This window comes from Nostoc sp. UHCC 0870 (assembly GCF_022063185.1).
Lineage (GTDB): Bacteria > Cyanobacteriota > Cyanobacteriia > Cyanobacteriales > Nostocaceae > Trichormus.
On record NZ_CP091913.1, the window covers coordinates 4,680,173 to 4,697,263 of the forward strand.

The 17,091-nt window shown below is 39.6% G+C and carries 16 protein-coding genes; 4 read left to right on the forward strand and 12 right to left on the reverse strand.

From position 1 onward, the window contains the following. Positions 1–46: 46 nt before the first annotated feature. The 3 genes from L6494_RS19730 to petC all read right to left on the reverse strand — a co-directional run bounded on the left by L6494_RS19730 (position 47) and on the right by petC (position 2,212). Positions 47–1,054 carry an NAD(P)/FAD-dependent oxidoreductase gene (locus L6494_RS19730; RefSeq protein ID WP_237989446.1) on the reverse strand — a complete coding sequence of 336 codons (1,008 nt, stop codon included), beginning with the start codon at positions 1,052–1,054 and terminating at the stop codon, positions 47–49. Positions 1,055–1,168: 114 nt separating this feature from the next. Continuing rightward, on the reverse strand, positions 1,169–1,540 hold the full coding sequence (locus tag L6494_RS19735; RefSeq protein WP_237989447.1) for a rhodanese-like domain-containing protein: 372 nt from the start codon (positions 1,538–1,540) through the stop codon (positions 1,169–1,171). A gap of 135 nt (positions 1,541–1,675) precedes the next feature. Continuing rightward, the gene (petC, locus tag L6494_RS19740) at positions 1,676–2,212 is read right to left on the reverse strand and encodes a cytochrome b6-f complex iron-sulfur subunit (protein WP_237989449.1); all 537 of its coding nucleotides are present in this window, start codon (positions 2,210–2,212) and stop codon (positions 1,676–1,678) included. A gap of 285 nt (positions 2,213–2,497) precedes the next feature. Between petC and L6494_RS19745 the strand changes: the two genes are divergently transcribed. Genes L6494_RS19745 through hetL form a run of 3 tightly spaced genes read left to right on the forward strand, consistent with a single transcriptional unit; the run spans position 2,498 to position 5,130 of the window. Continuing rightward, positions 2,498–3,799: an NAD(P)/FAD-dependent oxidoreductase gene (locus L6494_RS19745; protein ID WP_237989451.1), complete on the forward strand. Its 1,302-nt coding sequence runs from the start codon at positions 2,498–2,500 to the stop codon at positions 3,797–3,799. 23 nt (positions 3,800–3,822) lie between these two features. Next, positions 3,823–4,365 carry a ferritin-like domain-containing protein gene (locus L6494_RS19750; RefSeq protein ID WP_237989453.1) on the forward strand — a complete coding sequence of 181 codons (543 nt, stop codon included), beginning with the start codon at positions 3,823–3,825 and terminating at the stop codon, positions 4,363–4,365. 51 nt (positions 4,366–4,416) lie between these two features. Next, positions 4,417–5,130 carry a heterocyst differentiation pentapeptide repeat protein HetL gene (hetL, locus tag L6494_RS19755; RefSeq protein WP_237989454.1) on the forward strand — a complete coding sequence of 238 codons (714 nt, stop codon included), beginning with the start codon at positions 4,417–4,419 and terminating at the stop codon, positions 5,128–5,130. A 152-nt stretch (positions 5,131–5,282) separates the two neighbouring features. Here hetL and L6494_RS19760 read toward each other — a convergent pair whose 3' ends face one another. From L6494_RS19760 to L6494_RS19800, 9 genes are all read right to left on the reverse strand, one after another. Continuing rightward, positions 5,283–6,383, reverse strand: a complete 1,101-nt coding sequence (locus tag L6494_RS19760; RefSeq protein WP_237989455.1) for a thioesterase domain-containing protein — start codon at positions 6,381–6,383, stop codon at positions 5,283–5,285. A 603-nt stretch (positions 6,384–6,986) separates the two neighbouring features. Further along, the gene (locus L6494_RS19765; protein ID WP_237989456.1) at positions 6,987–8,225 is read right to left on the reverse strand and encodes a tetratricopeptide repeat protein; all 1,239 of its coding nucleotides are present in this window, start codon (positions 8,223–8,225) and stop codon (positions 6,987–6,989) included. 143 nt (positions 8,226–8,368) lie between these two features. After that, complete coding sequence (locus L6494_RS19770; RefSeq protein WP_237989457.1) at positions 8,369–8,692, reverse strand: hypothetical protein; 324 nt, start codon at positions 8,690–8,692, stop codon at positions 8,369–8,371. A gap of 158 nt (positions 8,693–8,850) precedes the next feature. Continuing rightward, positions 8,851–10,143 (reverse strand): hypothetical protein, encoded by a 1,293-nt coding sequence (locus L6494_RS19775; protein WP_237989459.1) that lies wholly within the window; start codon positions 10,141–10,143, stop codon positions 8,851–8,853. Between the two features lie 2 nt (positions 10,144–10,145). Further along, entirely contained in the window at positions 10,146–10,391 is a 246-nt protein-coding gene (locus tag L6494_RS19780) for a hypothetical protein (protein ID WP_237988609.1), read from the reverse strand. Positions 10,392–10,474: 83 nt separating this feature from the next. Next, positions 10,475–13,312 (reverse strand): hypothetical protein, encoded by a 2,838-nt coding sequence (locus L6494_RS19785; protein WP_237989460.1) that lies wholly within the window; start codon positions 13,310–13,312, stop codon positions 10,475–10,477. Positions 13,313–13,314: 2 nt separating this feature from the next. Continuing rightward, entirely contained in the window at positions 13,315–14,832 is a 1,518-nt protein-coding gene (locus L6494_RS19790; RefSeq protein ID WP_237989462.1) for a hypothetical protein, read from the reverse strand. Between the two features lie 209 nt (positions 14,833–15,041). Beyond that, positions 15,042–15,314, reverse strand: a complete 273-nt coding sequence (locus tag L6494_RS19795) for a hypothetical protein (protein WP_237989464.1) — start codon at positions 15,312–15,314, stop codon at positions 15,042–15,044. A gap of 170 nt (positions 15,315–15,484) precedes the next feature. Then, a complete protein-coding gene (locus L6494_RS19800; protein ID WP_237989466.1) occupies positions 15,485–15,745 on the reverse strand; it encodes a hypothetical protein in 261 nt (86 codons plus the stop codon). A gap of 103 nt (positions 15,746–15,848) precedes the next feature. Here L6494_RS19800 and L6494_RS19805 point away from each other — a divergent pair, with 103 nt between their 5' ends. Then, on the forward strand, positions 15,849–16,925 hold the full coding sequence (locus L6494_RS19805) for a hypothetical protein (protein ID WP_237989467.1): 1,077 nt from the start codon (positions 15,849–15,851) through the stop codon (positions 16,923–16,925). Positions 16,926–17,091: the final 166 nt, after the last annotated feature.

Consider the following 17,091-nt stretch of genomic DNA (forward strand, 5'->3'; position numbering starts at 1 on the left):
CCTACTTTAATGTTTTCTGGTACAAACGTCAGTCAGAATCAGCACCTCATCTCTGTGGCAGAACTGATGGCAGATTTGACAGCCAAGGTCTAGCACCGACAGCACGGCGAATTTCCCGCCAAATCTGCGTTGCAGCCAATGCACCATCACCCGCAGCAATCACCACTTGATTCAAACCTACCTTCAAATCTCCGATCGCAAAAATACGCGGGTGAGAAGTCCGACCCATTTGATCTGTCACCAAATATCCCCCTTTTCGCTCTAAATCAAATCCCTCCAGATAGGTATTGTGATAGTGCGAACCCATTGAAATTAAACCCGTTTCCAACTCAACCACCGCACCATCAACCAATTCCACACCTGTCATATGATGATTTTTACCCAAAAATTGCTTAACTGGTGTTTCCACTAAGCGATAACCATACTGCTGTAACTTAGAGCGCAATTCTGCACTCACAGTAAATAATCCATGAGTAAAGATAGTAATGTAAGGCGTAAACCAACTCAAATTAAACACCATTTCCTCAATACTGGCCTCACTCCCCGCAAAAAACCCGCATTGCTTATCAGCCATCTCATAGCCATCGCAGACCATACAAACGTGCAAATTATAGCCAGCGTATTCAAACACATTCTGCATATTTTCCAAAGGTGGGAGATTGTCAATAATCCCACTAGCCGCAATCAAATACTTAGAATGCAACACAGAATAAATACTATTTTGACGACCAACTTTCACCCGCACAGCAAAAGTATCACCCTCATCCACCACCTCCTCAACATAAGCATTTAAAAAATCCCCATCCAAAGAGTCATAATGCTTCTTACCCTGTTGCAGCAACACACGGCCAGGAGTATCTGGAGGTAAACCCAGATAATTATGTAACTCCTGCATCCAGAAAGAACGAGCCTTACCCTTATCAATAATCAGACTAGAAAGACGGTATCTTTGCAAATAAATACCAGCAGAAAGACCCCCAGCACCACCACCAACGATCATCGCATCATAAACATGATCAACACGTTCCGAAAAATTACTTTTTGATAACTGCATATTCTCACCAATTCCTCTTAAAAAACTCTCCGCGTAACTTTGCGTTAAACTCCGCGCTCCTCTGCGTTTAATATTTTTGATGTTGGGAAATTTGCGCTCCCATTGAGAACCTCCTTATTTACAAACTTCGAGGTTTAATCGCTGCCACTCCACCATACCGCCAGTAATGTTGTATACTTTTTTCCAGCCTACTTTCACCAGTTGAGATGCAGCAATAGGGCTGCGATGGGCTGTTAAACAAATTATTGCGATCGCTTGATCTGAAGATAATTCCCGAAACCACTCCGGTAACACCCAGGAACGAAACATGGGTATCCTCCCAAGTATAATTCGCGGTAAACTGAGGTTGAGCGCAGTAGGTGCATGACCAGTGGCATACTCAATACCACTACGCACATCAATCAGTAGCAGTGGGTCGCTTAGTTCGACAAATTCCTGCGGTGAAATGTTAGTTACAGAGTGGCTGACAATAGGTGTAGAAGTCACGTTGCTTTGCTCCGAATTCAAAATTCAAAATTGTGAGTTGGTAGGGTGCGTCAGTATGAATAATTTCTTTGTCTAGTTAGGTTTTACCCCACTGACGCACCCTACATTGTCTGATAACTGATAACGATAACTGATTTAAACCCACCAAGGTTTTTCTCCAGTACGGGGGTCTGTATCCTTCCACGGTGAAATCCAAATGTTATTATCTCTAACCTGGACATGAACTAACTTCAGAGGACGGTTAGCAGGCCCTCGTTCTACAGAACCTTGGGCATCATAGCGTGAACCATGACAAGGACATTGGAACTGTTCATCAACAGGATTCCACGGGAAAGTACAACCCAAATGGGTGCAATTATCAACAATACCCATCTCATCGAGAGTGCCATCTTCTTTAACTGTTAAATAGGTAGGCTCACTTGCCAATCCAGCGATTAAAGCCCGTGTTCCTGGTTGTTCAGCTAAAATTTGGCTGGCTGGGATAGGATGACCGATTTGGTCTTTAGCGAGGATGCTACCATCTGCATCAGTGCTTTCGGCTGGAGGTACGAAAAACTTAGTCGCTGGATATAAGGCAGCACTCGCTGTAACTGCAACAATAGTTCCAGTGAAGAAATTCAGCAGTTGCCGCCTAGACATGGAAGGGTTGGACAGAATCAAACTATCATCCATAAACTTTCTCACTCTTTACTAATCTTTCTTTATTATACTACTATATAGTTATATAAACTTTTTAGGAGATTTATTTTCCCCAACGCCCTTTTTTCTAGTCAGTATCTTAATTAAAAGTAATACAAGAGTTCTGATGGCTGACAAATAATAATAATAATAGGAATCAATCTATTGGTCTATCAGTTTAAGGACGGTTCGTAGTAAGGACTTTAGTCCTTACTACAAACTTGCTTATCCCTCAGTTCATCCCCAAATCAACAATCAAATATTCGGAGATTTCCTGCAATGGCTCACATTGTCATCGTCGGTGCAGGGTTGGGAGGTTTGCCCACAGCTTATGAATTACGGCATATCCTCCCCAAAGAACATCATGTCACCGTAATTTCAGAAACCCCTTACTTCACCTTTATTCCTTCATTGCCTTGGGTAGCGATGGGTTTAACTTCTTTGGAGTCAATTCAGGTTAGCTTACAAAAACGATTGCAACTGAAAGGGATTAACTGGATACTAGGGCGAATAGATCACTTAAATCCTCAAGATCAAAAGATATCATTCGGAGAGCAAAGCATTACTTACGATTACTTGATTATTGCTACAGGGGCAGAACTAGCATTAGATGCAGTAGCTGGACTAGGCCCCGATGGATATACACAATCAGTCTGTAATCCCCATCACGCTTTAATGGCACACAAAGCTTGGCAAAACTTTCTCCTTGCACCAGGGCCATTAGTAGTAGGAGCATTACCGAAAACGAGTTGTTTAGGCCCTGCCTACGAGTTTACGCTATTAGCAGACTACGTTTTGAGGAAACAGGGATTAAGAGAACAGGTATCAATTACCTTTGTGACTCCAGAACCCTACGCCGGACACTTGGGTATTGGTGGAATGGCTAATTCTGCCCACTTAGTGAAGGAAATTATGGCACAACGAGGGGTAGAAGTTATTGAAAATGTGGAAGTCACAGCAATTGAGCCAAATCAGATTCATCTAGGAAATGGCAGAGTCTTACCCTTTGCTTATTCAATGCTACTCCCACCCTTCCGGGGGCCGCGTTTTGTGCGCCAAGTACCAGGATTAAGCAATCAGGATGGCTTTATTCCCGTATTACCTACATACAGACATCCTGAATATGCCTCAATTTATGCCATAGGTGTGGTTGTAGAGATAAAACCACCAGAGGAGACACCTATACCCTTGGGTGTACCCAAAACTGGACAGATGACGGAAGCAATGGGAATGGCCGTGGCACATAATATTGCTATTGAATTGGGTGTCATTTCTGCCCAGCCTGTAACCTCAACACTTGATGCCATTTGCTTTGCTGACTTTGGTGACACAGGCATTTTATTTCTCGCTAATCCTGTGCTACCAGATGCAGTCACAGGTAAACGTCGGCGGGCTGTGGCTTTGAGTGGTGCTTGGGTAAGTTGGGCTAAAACTGCGTTTGAGAAGTATTTTTTAGCCAAAATGCGCTTTGGTGCAGCAGTACCTTGGTTTGAAAGACTAGGTTTGAAATTATTGGGTTTGTCTTTAGTTAAGCCTATCAAAGTAGAGATTAGTAGAGACATTAGTCAAGAGATTTCGTGAAGATAAAAAATGAGGAAGAAATTATGAATTGTCAAGGAAACCGCCACCGACGGCATCAAATATCTAGATTAGATCATGGAGATAAAAGAGGTATGTGTGGTGTAGCGATCGCCAATACTACCACTAACACCACTAGCCCAACCTCCGCTTATAATCCGAGTAGGGAATTAAATGCCGAAACCCAACAGGCAATGATTGATGCCATCAACGATGAATATTATGCCCGTGCTTTTTACACCGCAGTAATCAACAAATTTGGTGAAGTGCGTCCTTTTAGCAACATTGTTCACGCCGAAGATAGACACGTCTCTTTGTGGAATCACCTATTTACCAAATACGGATTACCGATTCCTCCTGATACCTTTATGGGAAATATCCCCGCCCCCGATACTCTCCAAGCTGCCTGTCAAACAGGAGTAGAATCAGAAATAGCCAACGTCCAGATGTATGACCGCTTTTTAGAATTTGTACAACAAGCAGATTTACGGGCTGCTTTTATCCAACTTCGCCATGTCTCACAAAATAACCATCTTCCCGCTTTTCAACGTTGTGTTGGTCGTTCTTAGGGAATGGGGACACATCAATTCAAAATTCAAAATTAAGAACTTCTGGGAAATATGGATTTAGATCAGATTCTCAAACAATATGCGGCTGGAGAACGGAATTTTCAGCGCGTCAATCTACAAGAAGCAGAATTAACAAACGCTAACCTCACAGGCGCAGATTTTAGTTATGCTGATTTACGTCAAACTCGACTTGGCAAAACTAATCTGAGCCAAGCTTGTTTACAAGCCGCAGACTTGAGTGAATCCATTCTTTGGGGCGTAGATTTGAGTGAAGCTGATTTATATCGTGCTGTTCTCCGAGAAGCTGATTTAACAGGTGCAAAACTAGTCAAGACACGTTTAGAAGAAACAAACTTAATTAAAGTAAGTTTGTGTGGGGCTAATTTACATCGTGCAAACTTATCTCGTTCTCTGCTATTTCAAGCAGACTTTCGCCCTAGTTCTAACCAGCATACAGATTTGGGATATGCGGTTTTAAGTGGGTCAGATTTGAGTTACGCTGACCTCAGAGCCGCTTCTTTGCATCATGCCAACTTAGATAAAGCCAAATTATGTCGCGCGAATCTGGGTAAGACAATCCAGTGGGGTAACTTGGCGGCTGATTTAACTGAGGCTAGTTTGCAAAATGCAGACTTGAGTTATGCCAATCTTGATAGTGCGATTCTGCGAAAAGCAAATTTGCAAGGTGCAGACCTAACAGGGGCAATTCTCACAAATGCCGATTTAGAGGGAGCAATCATGCCTGATGGTACAGTCTATGATTGAATATTAAGCGATCGCTTCAAAGACGCGTTAAGATTTTGTTTTTTAGAAAAGCTTTGGGCGAATATAATTCGCTACTACACAGGCTAAGTCTAGGGTGTTGATTCGTGTAGCCGCGATTTATATTCGCCAGCGTGGGTATTTTTCAAACTCCGTTACATTGACATACACTCAGCACTCACACGTGCTTTATCTAAGCAATCGCTCAATTTTTCAGCTAGAACCTGCACTTGGGGTTCTTTAAACAGAGTATGATGATATCCAGGAAGCTCCAAATTCTCTGAGCCAGCAGCAGCGAAACTAGCTAGTTTAGGTGAGTTTCTCAATTTCCATTCAGTGGAAGTAAATAAAGTTATCTTACCTGGATAGACTTGCGGTCTATAGGTATTTCTAGATTCTTGAAAGGCTTTTAGTAAATTAATGTCGTCTACATGGCGAGGTGATATTTGCCCTTTTTTATTGAGCAACTTCCCCTTAATCTGTTCTATGCTTAAACTCAATTTATGCTTGGTAAATCTCAACTTATCCTTAGCTTTTTCAAGAACATAGTCCAATCCAAATTGACCTATATTGTGCCAATAAAGAGAAAGACCTAAATCAACAGGTTCCCAAATCGAATCAATAAAAGCCAACATAGCTACTTGTTGACCTTTTGCTTGTAGCTGTTGAGCAATTTCAAAAGTCACAAACGAGTCACCACAATAGGTACTCAAGAAATAAGGACCATGAGGCTGGATGATTTGCATATCTTCAATGAACTTTGCCGCAACATCTTTAATTTGGATATCGGAAAGTTGATGTTTAAAAAAATCAGTTAGTCCAAATATATTCAGGGCATAAAATGGTTGGTCAGATCCCAAATAAGGCGCAAAAGTTCGGGCATAACTTATAGAGTTGACAAAAAATAAAGGAGGTTTATTGCCTGTGGTTTGAATTGGAACTATGGAAGTTTCAGGTGTTTTATTGCATCCTTCATCACGGATGAGACTAGCTAGCTCTTCAATTGTTGACATTTCAAATATGACCGCAGAGTGCAGATTTGTCTTAAAGGTTTTACCGATTTCTGCAAACAACTGCACTGCTAGCAAGGATGTTCCTCCTAAGTCAAAAAAGTCGTCCTGTCTACCAACTGATTTAACACCCAAAACATTCTTCCAAATCTTAGCTAGATAGATTTCTAATTCGTCTTGGAAAAGTAACAAGTTTTCTGTTGATTCTTCGGGAAAGTTGTTATTTGTAAACTGAGATGATTTCATATCTCTATTAATGTTGAGCATTTTGATGAGGTTATATTCATTCTGACTAGTTAACTAAAACCTTTTGGCTGTCCTAAGTCTTAAACAGGGGGGAAACTTCAATTACACTGCTTTGCGGGTGTTAGACCCGTTGTTGCAAGTAGTGTGGATTTAGAGTGATCTAAAAGTATTTACTAGATCACCAAGGACTTTTCAAACACCCTCTTAGCAGAAGTGCAGAGCGTTTTGTGTTGGGGGAAAATCCCGATTACAGAACGTAAACTAAGCATTGGGAGTTTTTTTAAGTGTTAATACTTAAGTGCTAATACTGAACAGTTTCATAGTAGAATGTTAATAAGAAGTTGTCAAGAGTTTAAGTAAGTATGCAGATATAAGTCAAATTAAATGGAACTATTAAGCAATCAAAAGGGGTAAAGCCTGTTTTGTAGGAATGAAGTTTCCTCTTTGTTCGCAGAGTGTCTGTCTAGGACACGCTCCGCGAACAGTATATAAAAGCCCTTAATTTTTTACACCCAAATACTTAAGCCCGCATTGTTATAATGCTCAAGACCCAGAACCCAGTATTGTTAAAATATACGACCTATGAGAAGAGAAATTATGAGTTTACAAACTTCCCTGGGATGCTTTTTCAACTTGCTGAGTAAAGTATTTTTCCTGATGTTGGAGTTGCCTTGCTAACTCTAAGCCGTCTTTAAAAGCTGTTAGTGCTTGCGGATAGTCTTTGCTTTCTAAATATAATTGTCCCATTTGATCGTAAGCTTGCATCATCCCATAATAATTAGCGGCTCTTGCTTCTGTTTCTAAGAGAATTTTGCTAGTTTCTAAAGCCTCATTAATTTGTCCTTGAGAACGATATAAGGGGATTAACTTCTGCAATGCTTCAGCCGCACGCGCATACTGTTGTAATTCCCAAGCTGTGACATAAGCGGCTTGATAGTTTTTAAAGGCTTCGGGGAGTAAAGCCGGATTTTCTTTAGCGAGGGTTTCGTAATTGGCTGCGATCGCTAGTTGCAAATTTGGCACAAGTGCCTGATTATCATTTTGGGAGTAAATTTCTTTGAGCTTACTCAAGACATCAATAGATTTTTGCGGCTGCTTCGCCTGTTGATAGATATAAGCTAGCTGTTGCAGGTATGTTAATTCATCCTGGCGTTCTCCCCGGTTGGTAGCTAAATTTAGCAACTCCTCGTAGTTGGTGGCGGCTTGGGGATAATTAAACCAACTCAGATTTAAGTTCCCCAGGGTTTTGAGGGTATCGATTTCCGCAGAGGTATCTTTTTGTTGTCGCACCTCTAGCAAAATTTGATTATATAGTTCTATGGCAGGTTTAGGCGATCGCACTTTCTGATAAGCTGAACCTAATGCGCGTAATAGCTCTAAGTCAATACTGGCTTGAGTTTTAGCTTTTTTAGGTTGTGCCTGCTTTTGAATTGCCTGCAAGCGTTGCGTAATATATTGTAGCTGTTGGCGATCGCTCCTATTCCAAGCAATCTCACCAACTCTTGACAATGCTTGTACCTCAGCCACAGCACCCAAATAGCGACGTAAGCGCAACTCCCGATTCCAAATCTCAAAAGCTGCTTCTTTATCTCCCGCTTGCAGTTTTACCACCGCCTCTTGATTTAACTCATCTAACGCCGCCTGAAGTTTTAGTTTTTCTAAAAGGCTTAAAGGCTGTTTATCACGCAAATTTGGTAAAAGTGGGTCTGGTGTGCTGATTTCTAGCGGACTAGGCGGAAATTTATCCGCCTGTAGAGGATTTCGACTCTGCGCCAGCGTCAAATCACTGCTAAATTGCCAGAGTATAGCGGCTGTAATAATTACACTGAAGCGTTTTAGCATAAGTATTTTATATGAGTCTGGAGAATTAGCCATCTATGTCTAACAACTGTAACTGCAAATTAGTTTGACGCATAAACCATCGATAATTATCCCCAGTCTCCACTTTTTTCGTCGGGTGAGGAATAAGGCTGGTTAGAGAATATTTACTTTGACCATCTATCCGCCCAGTCTTTACCTAATACGCGTAACAACGCTTTTAATCCCAAAATATAAGGAGGCTCAAAACGAATATTTTCTGATGAACCTTTAATTTTTAACAGAGAATCTGTTAATGCGCGGTTGGTATCTCGCCATAGTTTTTCGTTTTCTTGTAGGTCTAGACTTCTTTTATACCCCTGTAAAGGTTTAATACCTTCAATTTCTAGTTCTCTAAGTGCTACATGAAAATCATAAATGAATTTGGGTAACTGCACTAGTTGAGGAATCGTAAATTGCGTAATTTCTTCTTCATCTTCTTCTAATTGCAAGCGGGAGTTCCAATTAATTTGTCTACCATTGATTACACATTGCTCACCTGCGATTAACGGGTCTTTGGTTTTGCGTTTTAATCCTTTAAGTTTCGTATCTTTTAAGACTAAGCCACAAGCTAGGGTGTTGACTTTGTAGGAAAAGCATTAAAAAAAGTTCATACAAATTCTGCGTCGTTATCTAAGGTCGAAAATACGATTTTTCTTTTCGAGAGCATGGACTGACCAAAAACTTGAGATGACCAATCCTTAAGGTCTATATAGCGAACATTTTCTAATGCCTGTTTAACCACAGATGTGGTCAAATTCATCGTACATAAACAAATGCTTAAAATCATCTGACCTATCTGTTTGAGAGGGCATCTAGAGGAAAAATGTTTGTATTTACCAAAAATAGATTCAATGATATCAGAAGCTGCCAAAAAAGTTTTATCCTTGGGAATCTGTTCGATTTCAGTTTTTATATATAACCAAATATTTTGTGGGAAAGTTATATCCAGAAATGTTGAATTGTTTTTTAACTGGAATTCAGCTAGAGATTCTTGATTAATACCGTTTTGTTTAAGTTGAATTTCTAAGGCTCTGGTCATCATCACCATTTGACTCCAAATCCGGATGTCTTCTTGATAATCTTTTAACCATCCAAACTTCATAATTAATTTTTGATTGAAAATGTCCGGGTCAGAAGTTTCTGCTAATTTTAATAAAGTCTCAATTGGACATTTCAACAGTTTCTCTGCCCAATTAATCAACTTCTCTACATTGAAATAACGACATTGAGAGCGTTGCGATGGTGGAGATATAAAGGCTAATTCGGTTTGTTGAAGTTGATGCCGACACTGATTACATTTTTGAATAAAAGATTGATATTTTTCGGAATTAGCTAGCTCATGTTTGAGTAATAAAGCCATTGCATGAGTTACATCATACGTATAAACTACATCTGGATATTTTTGTATGTAAAGCTTAATTCCTTTTTCAATGTCACTACCATGATCTGCTATTATTTGTACTGGGCAGCCCACTTTAGTAGTTAGTTCACAAAGCTTTTGTTCAATCAATTCTCCTCTGGTCGAATCCATGATTTCCAGTGCTAATACTTGAACATCATGGTGTTTTAATCCTCTTTTTGATGGGAAAACTTCCGATTCTAAGTATTGTTGAGATACTCCCAAAACCACCAAACACTTTTGCTTTCCTAATTCTACTGTTAGGTCTATAATAAAAACCCAATCACTTCGGTATTCTTTGGCTCGTTGTAGTTCATATAAACCAATTCTTCCTAACCAACTTCTCACACTACTGAAGCAGGGAGTTTTTACTTCCTCCGCCGATGCTTCCCACTTCAAGTTATTCTCAACTCCTCGTAAGCTACTTCCAGAATCAATGCTTTGTTGTATGGCTTTTTGTACTGTTTGAACGCTATATTGATGCCCGAACGCTGCCACCATCTCTATTTTTTCGGAATTTTCTTCCCCTTTTTTTGTCCATCAACCAAATTGGTATGAAGGATACGTAGTTCTTTTTCTGCTTTCATCGCCCGTGTTTTCCAATTCTCTCTTGAGAGCAATAAATCCCTAACTTTTACTTCTAATGCTCTGAGCTTTTTTTGTCTCTCAAGGGCTATCTCTTTCCAATTCTCTCTACTTTGTTTAAACAGACGAATTAATCGGCTGGAGGAACTTTTTAATTTATTCATTAACCACCCAACCTCAATTTGATATTTTTAGGTGTCTATCCTGTATGAAGAAATATCATCATAAGATACCCAAAGTCAACACCCTAGCCACAAGCTACTTCATCTTTAAGATTCTGACTTAAACGTGTAGTTACTTCAATGTCTTCAAAACCAGAACCTTTACTCAACATCCGGCTAAATAGCAGATTAATTTCTGAGTTACGGTCAAATTGTCCAGTTTCAGAAAGCCAATGTAAAAAGCGTCCGCCATTTCCACCCATATAAACAGGTGTGATTTCTGGACGCTTATATTTCTCTTCTTGGTGCAAAGTTTTGAGAATAATGCCTACATAGTAATACAATCCAGCCGTACCAATAGCTGTGAGTTGTATTAGTCCTTGAAAATCGGCTTGATCTGCAATAAAGGCTTTTTTGTTATTCAGCCAGTTGTCTCCTTCCAAGCGTAGCCACACGTCTAATTTAGGATTAAATGCTGTACCTTTGAGTCCTTTGATCTCAGATGGTTCTATCCCAAATCTCTTTTCTAAAAATTTAGGATTTAATTCTAAAAATTGTGAGAACAAATCCCGACCTGCCAACAAAACTGAACATTGGTGAACGAGGTTTTCTTCCTCCCAAATTGATATGTCTGAAGTACCACCACCAACATCAATACAGGTGGTGTTAACTAAGTCATGATCTTCATGATCTGCAAAATATTGAGCTAGGGCTAGACTTTCAGAACGGAAATAATCTAAGTTATCTATGTCTGGAGAATTGTGTCCAACACCTGTTTTTTCTTCTAGTTCTCTTGTGATATCTTTCCAACTTTTGGCGTAGCGGTTTTTATCACCGCGAGAAAAAGCTGAAGGATAGGATAAAGACCATTGAATTTGTCCAACTCCCTGGCTTGCAGCTATAGCTGTAATGTGTAGTGCTAAGTGCTTGAGGAAAAGTTGATTGAAGACTAAATTTTGTGGTTCTTCCCATTTTAAGTTGGTTTTAATCCAGTCTTCTTGAATTTTAAATCTGTAACTGTTGGGTACGTAAATTCGACCGTCAAAAATTGGTTTTCTTTGGTCATTATTTGCAGCTTGGCTACCTCTAGTTGTTAATACACTAGATAAAGGTAGGGGTTTATGTAAGGGAATAAAGTCTTCGGGAATAAAGTATTCATACAGCAATGGTAAGCGAGTTTCTTGGTTAAACTCGGTGATTTTGAGATGGAGATTAATTAACTCTAATGGCTCGGCTGTACCAATTCTATTGACATAAATGTTAGTAAAAGATGTTCCAAAATCTACACCTATTTGCCATGAACTTCTGGTAGTAACTTCTGGTGGAGACTCTAGTAGAATTAAACCTAAGAGATTTTTATTTTGCGTTTGACATTCAAGATAAGAGGGAAATTGTTCCAAGTAAGCCATTTGATAAGCACCCCGACCATCTTTAAAAATTTGGGGTTGTTTCGCTTCAGGAAAATTTACTTGGAAGGTATCATCTGAATGTTCACCATCGTAATAAAAAGCATAGTAATATTTCCAGCTTGGACTGCGGAAGTTCGGCCATACTTCTAAGACGGGTACTTCTGGTAAGGCGTTTTCTTCTTTGAGGACATAATCCTTTTGCAGACGATAGTTTTGGGATGAATTACCTTCTTCCATCCCAGCTAGGGGTAGGTCTAATGTGACTCGGATTTGTGGGCCTTCATTGCCATTTAGAGGTTGTAGTTTCAGTCTAGAAATTAACTCTTCTGGGGTGAGATAATCTAGTAGGATGGGGTTTAGGGGTATGAGTGGGGTAATGCGATCGCCTTCAAAGGTTAAGGGTACAACTTCTTTTGGTAAGAATGCTCCTGGTAAGGCATCTTCTTGATTAATAAATTTAAATTCTGGCAAAAATAAATCTTTCGGTTCAACCCATTTGACATCTTGCCAAATAATTCTTCTTTGCCGTAAATCTTCCACATTTAATGATGCTAAAGTTTTACCTCCATGCACCCAAATATTTTGTAATGGCACATTCCAGACTTTAGCAATTTCTGGATCAATAACTAACAAATCTGACTTAGGAGTTTTACTGCTACTAGCTATTAATCTGATATTAGAAGGCTTTTCTGGTGCTTTAACAGGAAAGTTTAAGGTATTTAATATTCCTCTATTGAGCGGTACGCCAAAAAATTGTGGTTCTTCAGTTAAGCTTAATGGTTGACTGGTATCGGCGTTTAAATCAGCGCGAAATTCATCTATTAATCCACCAATCGTATTGATAGCCTGCTTTTTACCTTGATATTCTGGTTTACCGATTTCTCGGCGTAGATTTTCTAGCCAACGCCACAACAAAGATTTTTCACTAGCATTTAAATGAGGAATAGGAGAGTGCAGTTGACCTTTTACCCACCATTGTAAGCCTCTCCATTCTCCTTCTTCAGCAGGACAAACTAGGGTACTAGGAGAAGTCATCCCGACTGCTTTACCTTGCCATAAAAAGACGTAAATATCTTCCCAGGAATGCTTATTTGCTATTGTGTAAAGAGTCCTAGATTCACTTGGTAAAAGTTCATGCAAACAACGAGCAAATTCTTCATATCGCAATTGACGTAGTTCTATGAGTTGCGCCTTCAGGGGAAACCCGCGCACTTCAGCAAGGGCTAAAGCTGCTAGCATCCCCCGCCATTGTTCAATCATTTGGTCGCGGATGGGATACTGATTATTATGCAGAGCCATCTCTACTGATAGGGGTCGCGCCCACATGGTGGGTACGGAACTAATGCTTTTAACTTCCCTTGGTGCTTGATAATTGAGACTGGTGGCTACCTTTTCAAAGGCGTTATTTTCTTGCTCTTCCCATTTACCTGCTTCATCAATGGGTTTAACATCAGCCTCCTGATTTAATGCAGGTAGAAAAAAGCATAAATTGTTATTGATTGGTGTAGCGGTCATAATCAATTTTTCCCTGATTTTGGCTCTTCCAGGCGAGAATTAATATAGAGGGCTTTCGCTAATCCTGCTGCTCCTTGATTTGGTGCTGGGAGATTTCGCGGTTCAGAAATTAGCTTGACGTTTAATTCTTGTATGGTGTCTTGGGTTTGTTTACCTCTGTCTCGACTATCATTAATAACTAAGCGGGGAAATCCCTCTGGTGTTGGTCGCAACAACGAACGAGATTCAAAAAGTTGAATGTCCTCACCTTCTCCTTGATGAATGTTGTATAGCCAACGCAAGTATGTTTGACACCAACGTGTTACAACCTCAATGGTGTCTTGTTCTCGCGCTTCACCAAATTCAGGTAAATTTCCATAATTCCCAAGGAAGCTTTTGGGGCGGAAAAATCTACTAAACCAGGGTATATTCTTTTGTCCCCAGACGACTCCTTGTTCTTTCGCACTGTATAATTCTGGTCGGGTATTGGCTAGCCAAGCATAGGCGAAACGGGTGGCGTTAGCTAGTTCCTGTTTAACTATGTTGGGTTCTGGGATATCGTTCCACGTGACTTTGCCTAAATCTTGACGTGCAATTAATGTCACAGGACGCTGCTTGTTACATGGTTGCAAGAAAAACTTGCGAGCAGCTAGGGCAGCATATAATTCCAAAAAATGGGGGTCGTTGCGTTGAGTATTTTTACCAATACTAAACTCAACTTTCTTGGCATTTTGATTACCCAGTAAGTAGACGTTGCTAAAGATTTTTTGTGCTTGGTTCACGTAGTAACGCAATGCGGCTTCGGTGTTTAATAAAAATAAATCAGATTGGGCGTAAACACCATCGGGGTCTTCGCCTACAGGTGGCGCAAAGCAAAAATAGGGGAGCATGAATATACAACCCATATTGATGCGATCGCTCTCAATCAATGCTCGCAATTTATTGTTGAGTAACTGACCGATGGTAGGTAATCCCGAAGCACCAGTCCCGCCAAACATCGAACCGCACAGTAAAACCTTAGTTGGGCTTCCTCCACCGACATCGGCTTGAATTTGACCAATTAGCGATCGCCACGGTTCTTGATCTAATGTCTCCAAATTTACTTGGCTCATCACGGCTGAACCAATTGCCGGTCGTCCACGAAAACCCACGTCTAAATTAACTGTTCGTTCTTCTTTAGTATAAAGAACATCAAATAAGTTACCTAATTCTTGATAATTCTGCTTCAGGTTATTGTAATTAAAAAACGACCCCAGATTTTTGTTAACATTTACCTCTGCAAACGGCGACCATAAATCATAAGACTCGATGGGAGTCTTCATCCAAGCACACTGTTCTTTCTCTCCGGCGATGATTTGAGAACATCTTTGATAAAGTTTTAGTGTACTTTGAGCGCGTTCTAAATTACCGTTACTTTCATCTGGGTCTATAAATAAAACTTTGATAGGCGTGTTACTAAAAAGTCCCGCACTTGCTAAATGAATAACCGCCTCAATACACTTAGCACCAGTCCCACCAATCCCAATTAAATACAGTGCCATTATCTAGTTCCTAAATAGAGGAAGACGACGCAGTGTAAATGCTCCTCGAGGAGTATACATTAAGTCTCTTGGCGAACTGGTAGCCGTGGTAAACCAGTAAAGAAATGCCGCATCAAATATATACAGAGTTGTTAGAGACAAAATAGCTTCTGGCTTATAACTCAAGAAAAATAAAGTCGCAATAATACTTGAAACTGGGATGAATAAAATTACACACCAAACCAATAACCAACTTTGTCTATCATGGGCTGTTCTGGGTTGCGCTCTGGATGCCAAAACATACCACAGCAATGTTGCACAAAAGCAATTAAAACAATTGTTGCTCCTGGGATGTAGTTACTAATCCAAGCATCAAGTTTGTCTACACTAGGCAGTACAAAAAAAGGTAGTGAAATGCGATAAAAAAATGGCTGTACCCAAAACATTAACAGCCAGCCAAATACACTAAACCCAACAATGCGAACCAGCTCACTTTGCTTCATTTGGATTCCTGTAGTAGTGACTAATGGTAGTTTGTAAAAATATACCAAATAATGGTTTATTATAGCTCTGGTGATGAGTACAAAATTTTACATTGTTAGCAAAATCTGTTTTTCTTGATTATCGTATTACAATAATGTAATATTAAGTACAAAGCTAGCCATTTTGTAAATCAAAATACAGGTTTACATATTTTTATATTTATTAAATATTCACAAACAATATTTAAAGACATGATGCGAGTGCAACGGCAAGTATTGACTTTCTTGATATTCTGAATAACTTTGGGACTGACAGGTTGTCCTATATCTCCTACATCAGCACCAGAATTAACTTGTAAATTACCGGAACTGCCTAGCCCAGTTTCACTATCATCACCATTGACAGTTTCTATATACGTAGATGGCACACCATCAATGCAGGGATATGTCATCCATCCTAGGGATGAAAAAACTCGCTATAGTCAAACCATAGAATCATTACAAAATATCCTATTCCTAGGAACTTCTAGACAGATTACGGAAGAGTATTATCGTTTGGGAGAAACACCCCAAAAAATTAATCGTCAGCAATATAGAGACGCTAGACAGCCAAAATTTTATAGTGGTACAGACTATCCACTTCTAAAAACAGTCAAGATAGAAAATGCTATTGAAGCAGCTCAGGAAAATAAGCTAAGTGTGATTATCACAGATTTATATCAGGCGAGTGAAGATGTTAATCAGATAAATCGCCGCATCGAGCAAAATTATCTAAATGTAAATAATATTGAAGCTGATTATGCTGTGGGCATTGTCGCAATAAAAAGTGAATTTAATGGAGAGGTATATCGTGAAGATGATAGTGGGAGTAAATTTCGCTATACAACCCATAATACACAAGGTAATAAAATTAAGGAATTTAGACCTTTTTATCTGATCTTTTTGGGAAAATATAGCGACATCGCCTTTTATTTTAACAAAATAAGTAAGGAAAATAAAATACCAACAGATAGCCAACTAAATATTTTCTCTGCAAATCATTTGATTGAAGAAGTATCTTATCTTGACGGCGAAGCAGTACCACAAAAAAAATCTGTGCAGAAGATAGCAGCAGTGGGTAGTCCGAGAATAGAAGTGAATGAAGAAAAAATTCACCTTTTTCGAGTCAATGCAAACCCAGATAAAGAGATACCAATTAATTACAGTGTACCGTTAAGATTATATAGTCATACATTACTGCCTTTTAGTAATATTGAGACTGAAACTACAGTTCAGATATTCGATAATTTAGAAAAAAAATTACTAGAATCTAACGATTCAGGATTAAAACAAGCTCTGCAACTAAATCAATGGGAAAAAGATGGTGAGGGAAACTTGAAATTTGTAACTACAATTAAACCAAATAGGTTACAAGATTCTGGGTTTTACTACTTTACTATCGATGCTAAAGCTAAAGGGGTAGCTGCCGAAAAATGGTGGAGTGAGTGGAGTTCTAGTAACAATAATTCTCAAGATTGGAAGACTTTCAATTTAGAGCCTTTTTTGCAGGGATTACAAGTTAGTACAAATACATTAATGGCGAAAAGCCCACCTGTAATTGGTCGCTTTTGTTATGGAATTGAGGCCAAGTAATGGGTGCATCCCAGTTTTGTAAATGTCATTCTGAACGTAGCGATAGCGAAGTGTAAAGCCTGCGGCATAGCTGCGCTTAACGCGAAGCGTTCCGTAGGAAAGAATCCCGATCTCGTGTTAGAACTGAGATCCTTCGCTACACTCAGGATGACAAAAGTGGGATGCA

Coding starts and splice junctions, on each gene's coding strand:
- L6494_RS19775 (WP_237989459.1), bottom strand. CDS start 10,143: ATGGTGGCAGCGTTCGGGCATCAATATAGCGTTCAAACAGTACAAAAA.
- L6494_RS19730 (WP_237989446.1), bottom strand. CDS start 1,054: ATGCAGTTATCAAAAAGTAATTTTTCGGAACGTGTTGATCATGTTTAT.
- L6494_RS19760 (WP_237989455.1), bottom strand. CDS start 6,383: ATGAAATCATCTCAGTTTACAAATAACAACTTTCCCGAAGAATCAACA.
- hetL (WP_237989454.1), top strand. CDS start 4,417: ATGGATTTAGATCAGATTCTCAAACAATATGCGGCTGGAGAACGGAAT.
- L6494_RS19785 (WP_237989460.1), bottom strand. CDS start 13,312: ATGACCGCTACACCAATCAATAACAATTTATGCTTTTTTCTACCTGCA.
- L6494_RS19795 (WP_237989464.1), bottom strand. CDS start 15,314: ATGAAGCAAAGTGAGCTGGTTCGCATTGTTGGGTTTAGTGTATTTGGC.
- L6494_RS19750 (WP_237989453.1), top strand. CDS start 3,823: ATGAATTGTCAAGGAAACCGCCACCGACGGCATCAAATATCTAGATTA.
- L6494_RS19790 (WP_237989462.1), bottom strand. CDS start 14,832: ATGGCACTGTATTTAATTGGGATTGGTGGGACTGGTGCTAAGTGTATT.
- L6494_RS19800 (WP_237989466.1), bottom strand. CDS start 15,745: ATGACATATCCCTGCATTGATGGTGTGCCATCTACGTATATAGAAACT.
- L6494_RS19765 (WP_237989456.1), bottom strand. CDS start 8,225: ATGCTAAAACGCTTCAGTGTAATTATTACAGCCGCTATACTCTGGCAA.
- L6494_RS19780 (WP_237988609.1), bottom strand. CDS start 10,391: ATGAATAAATTAAAAAGTTCCTCCAGCCGATTAATTCGTCTGTTTAAA.
- L6494_RS19745 (WP_237989451.1), top strand. CDS start 2,498: ATGGCTCACATTGTCATCGTCGGTGCAGGGTTGGGAGGTTTGCCCACA.
- petC (WP_237989449.1), bottom strand. CDS start 2,212: ATGGATGATAGTTTGATTCTGTCCAACCCTTCCATGTCTAGGCGGCAA.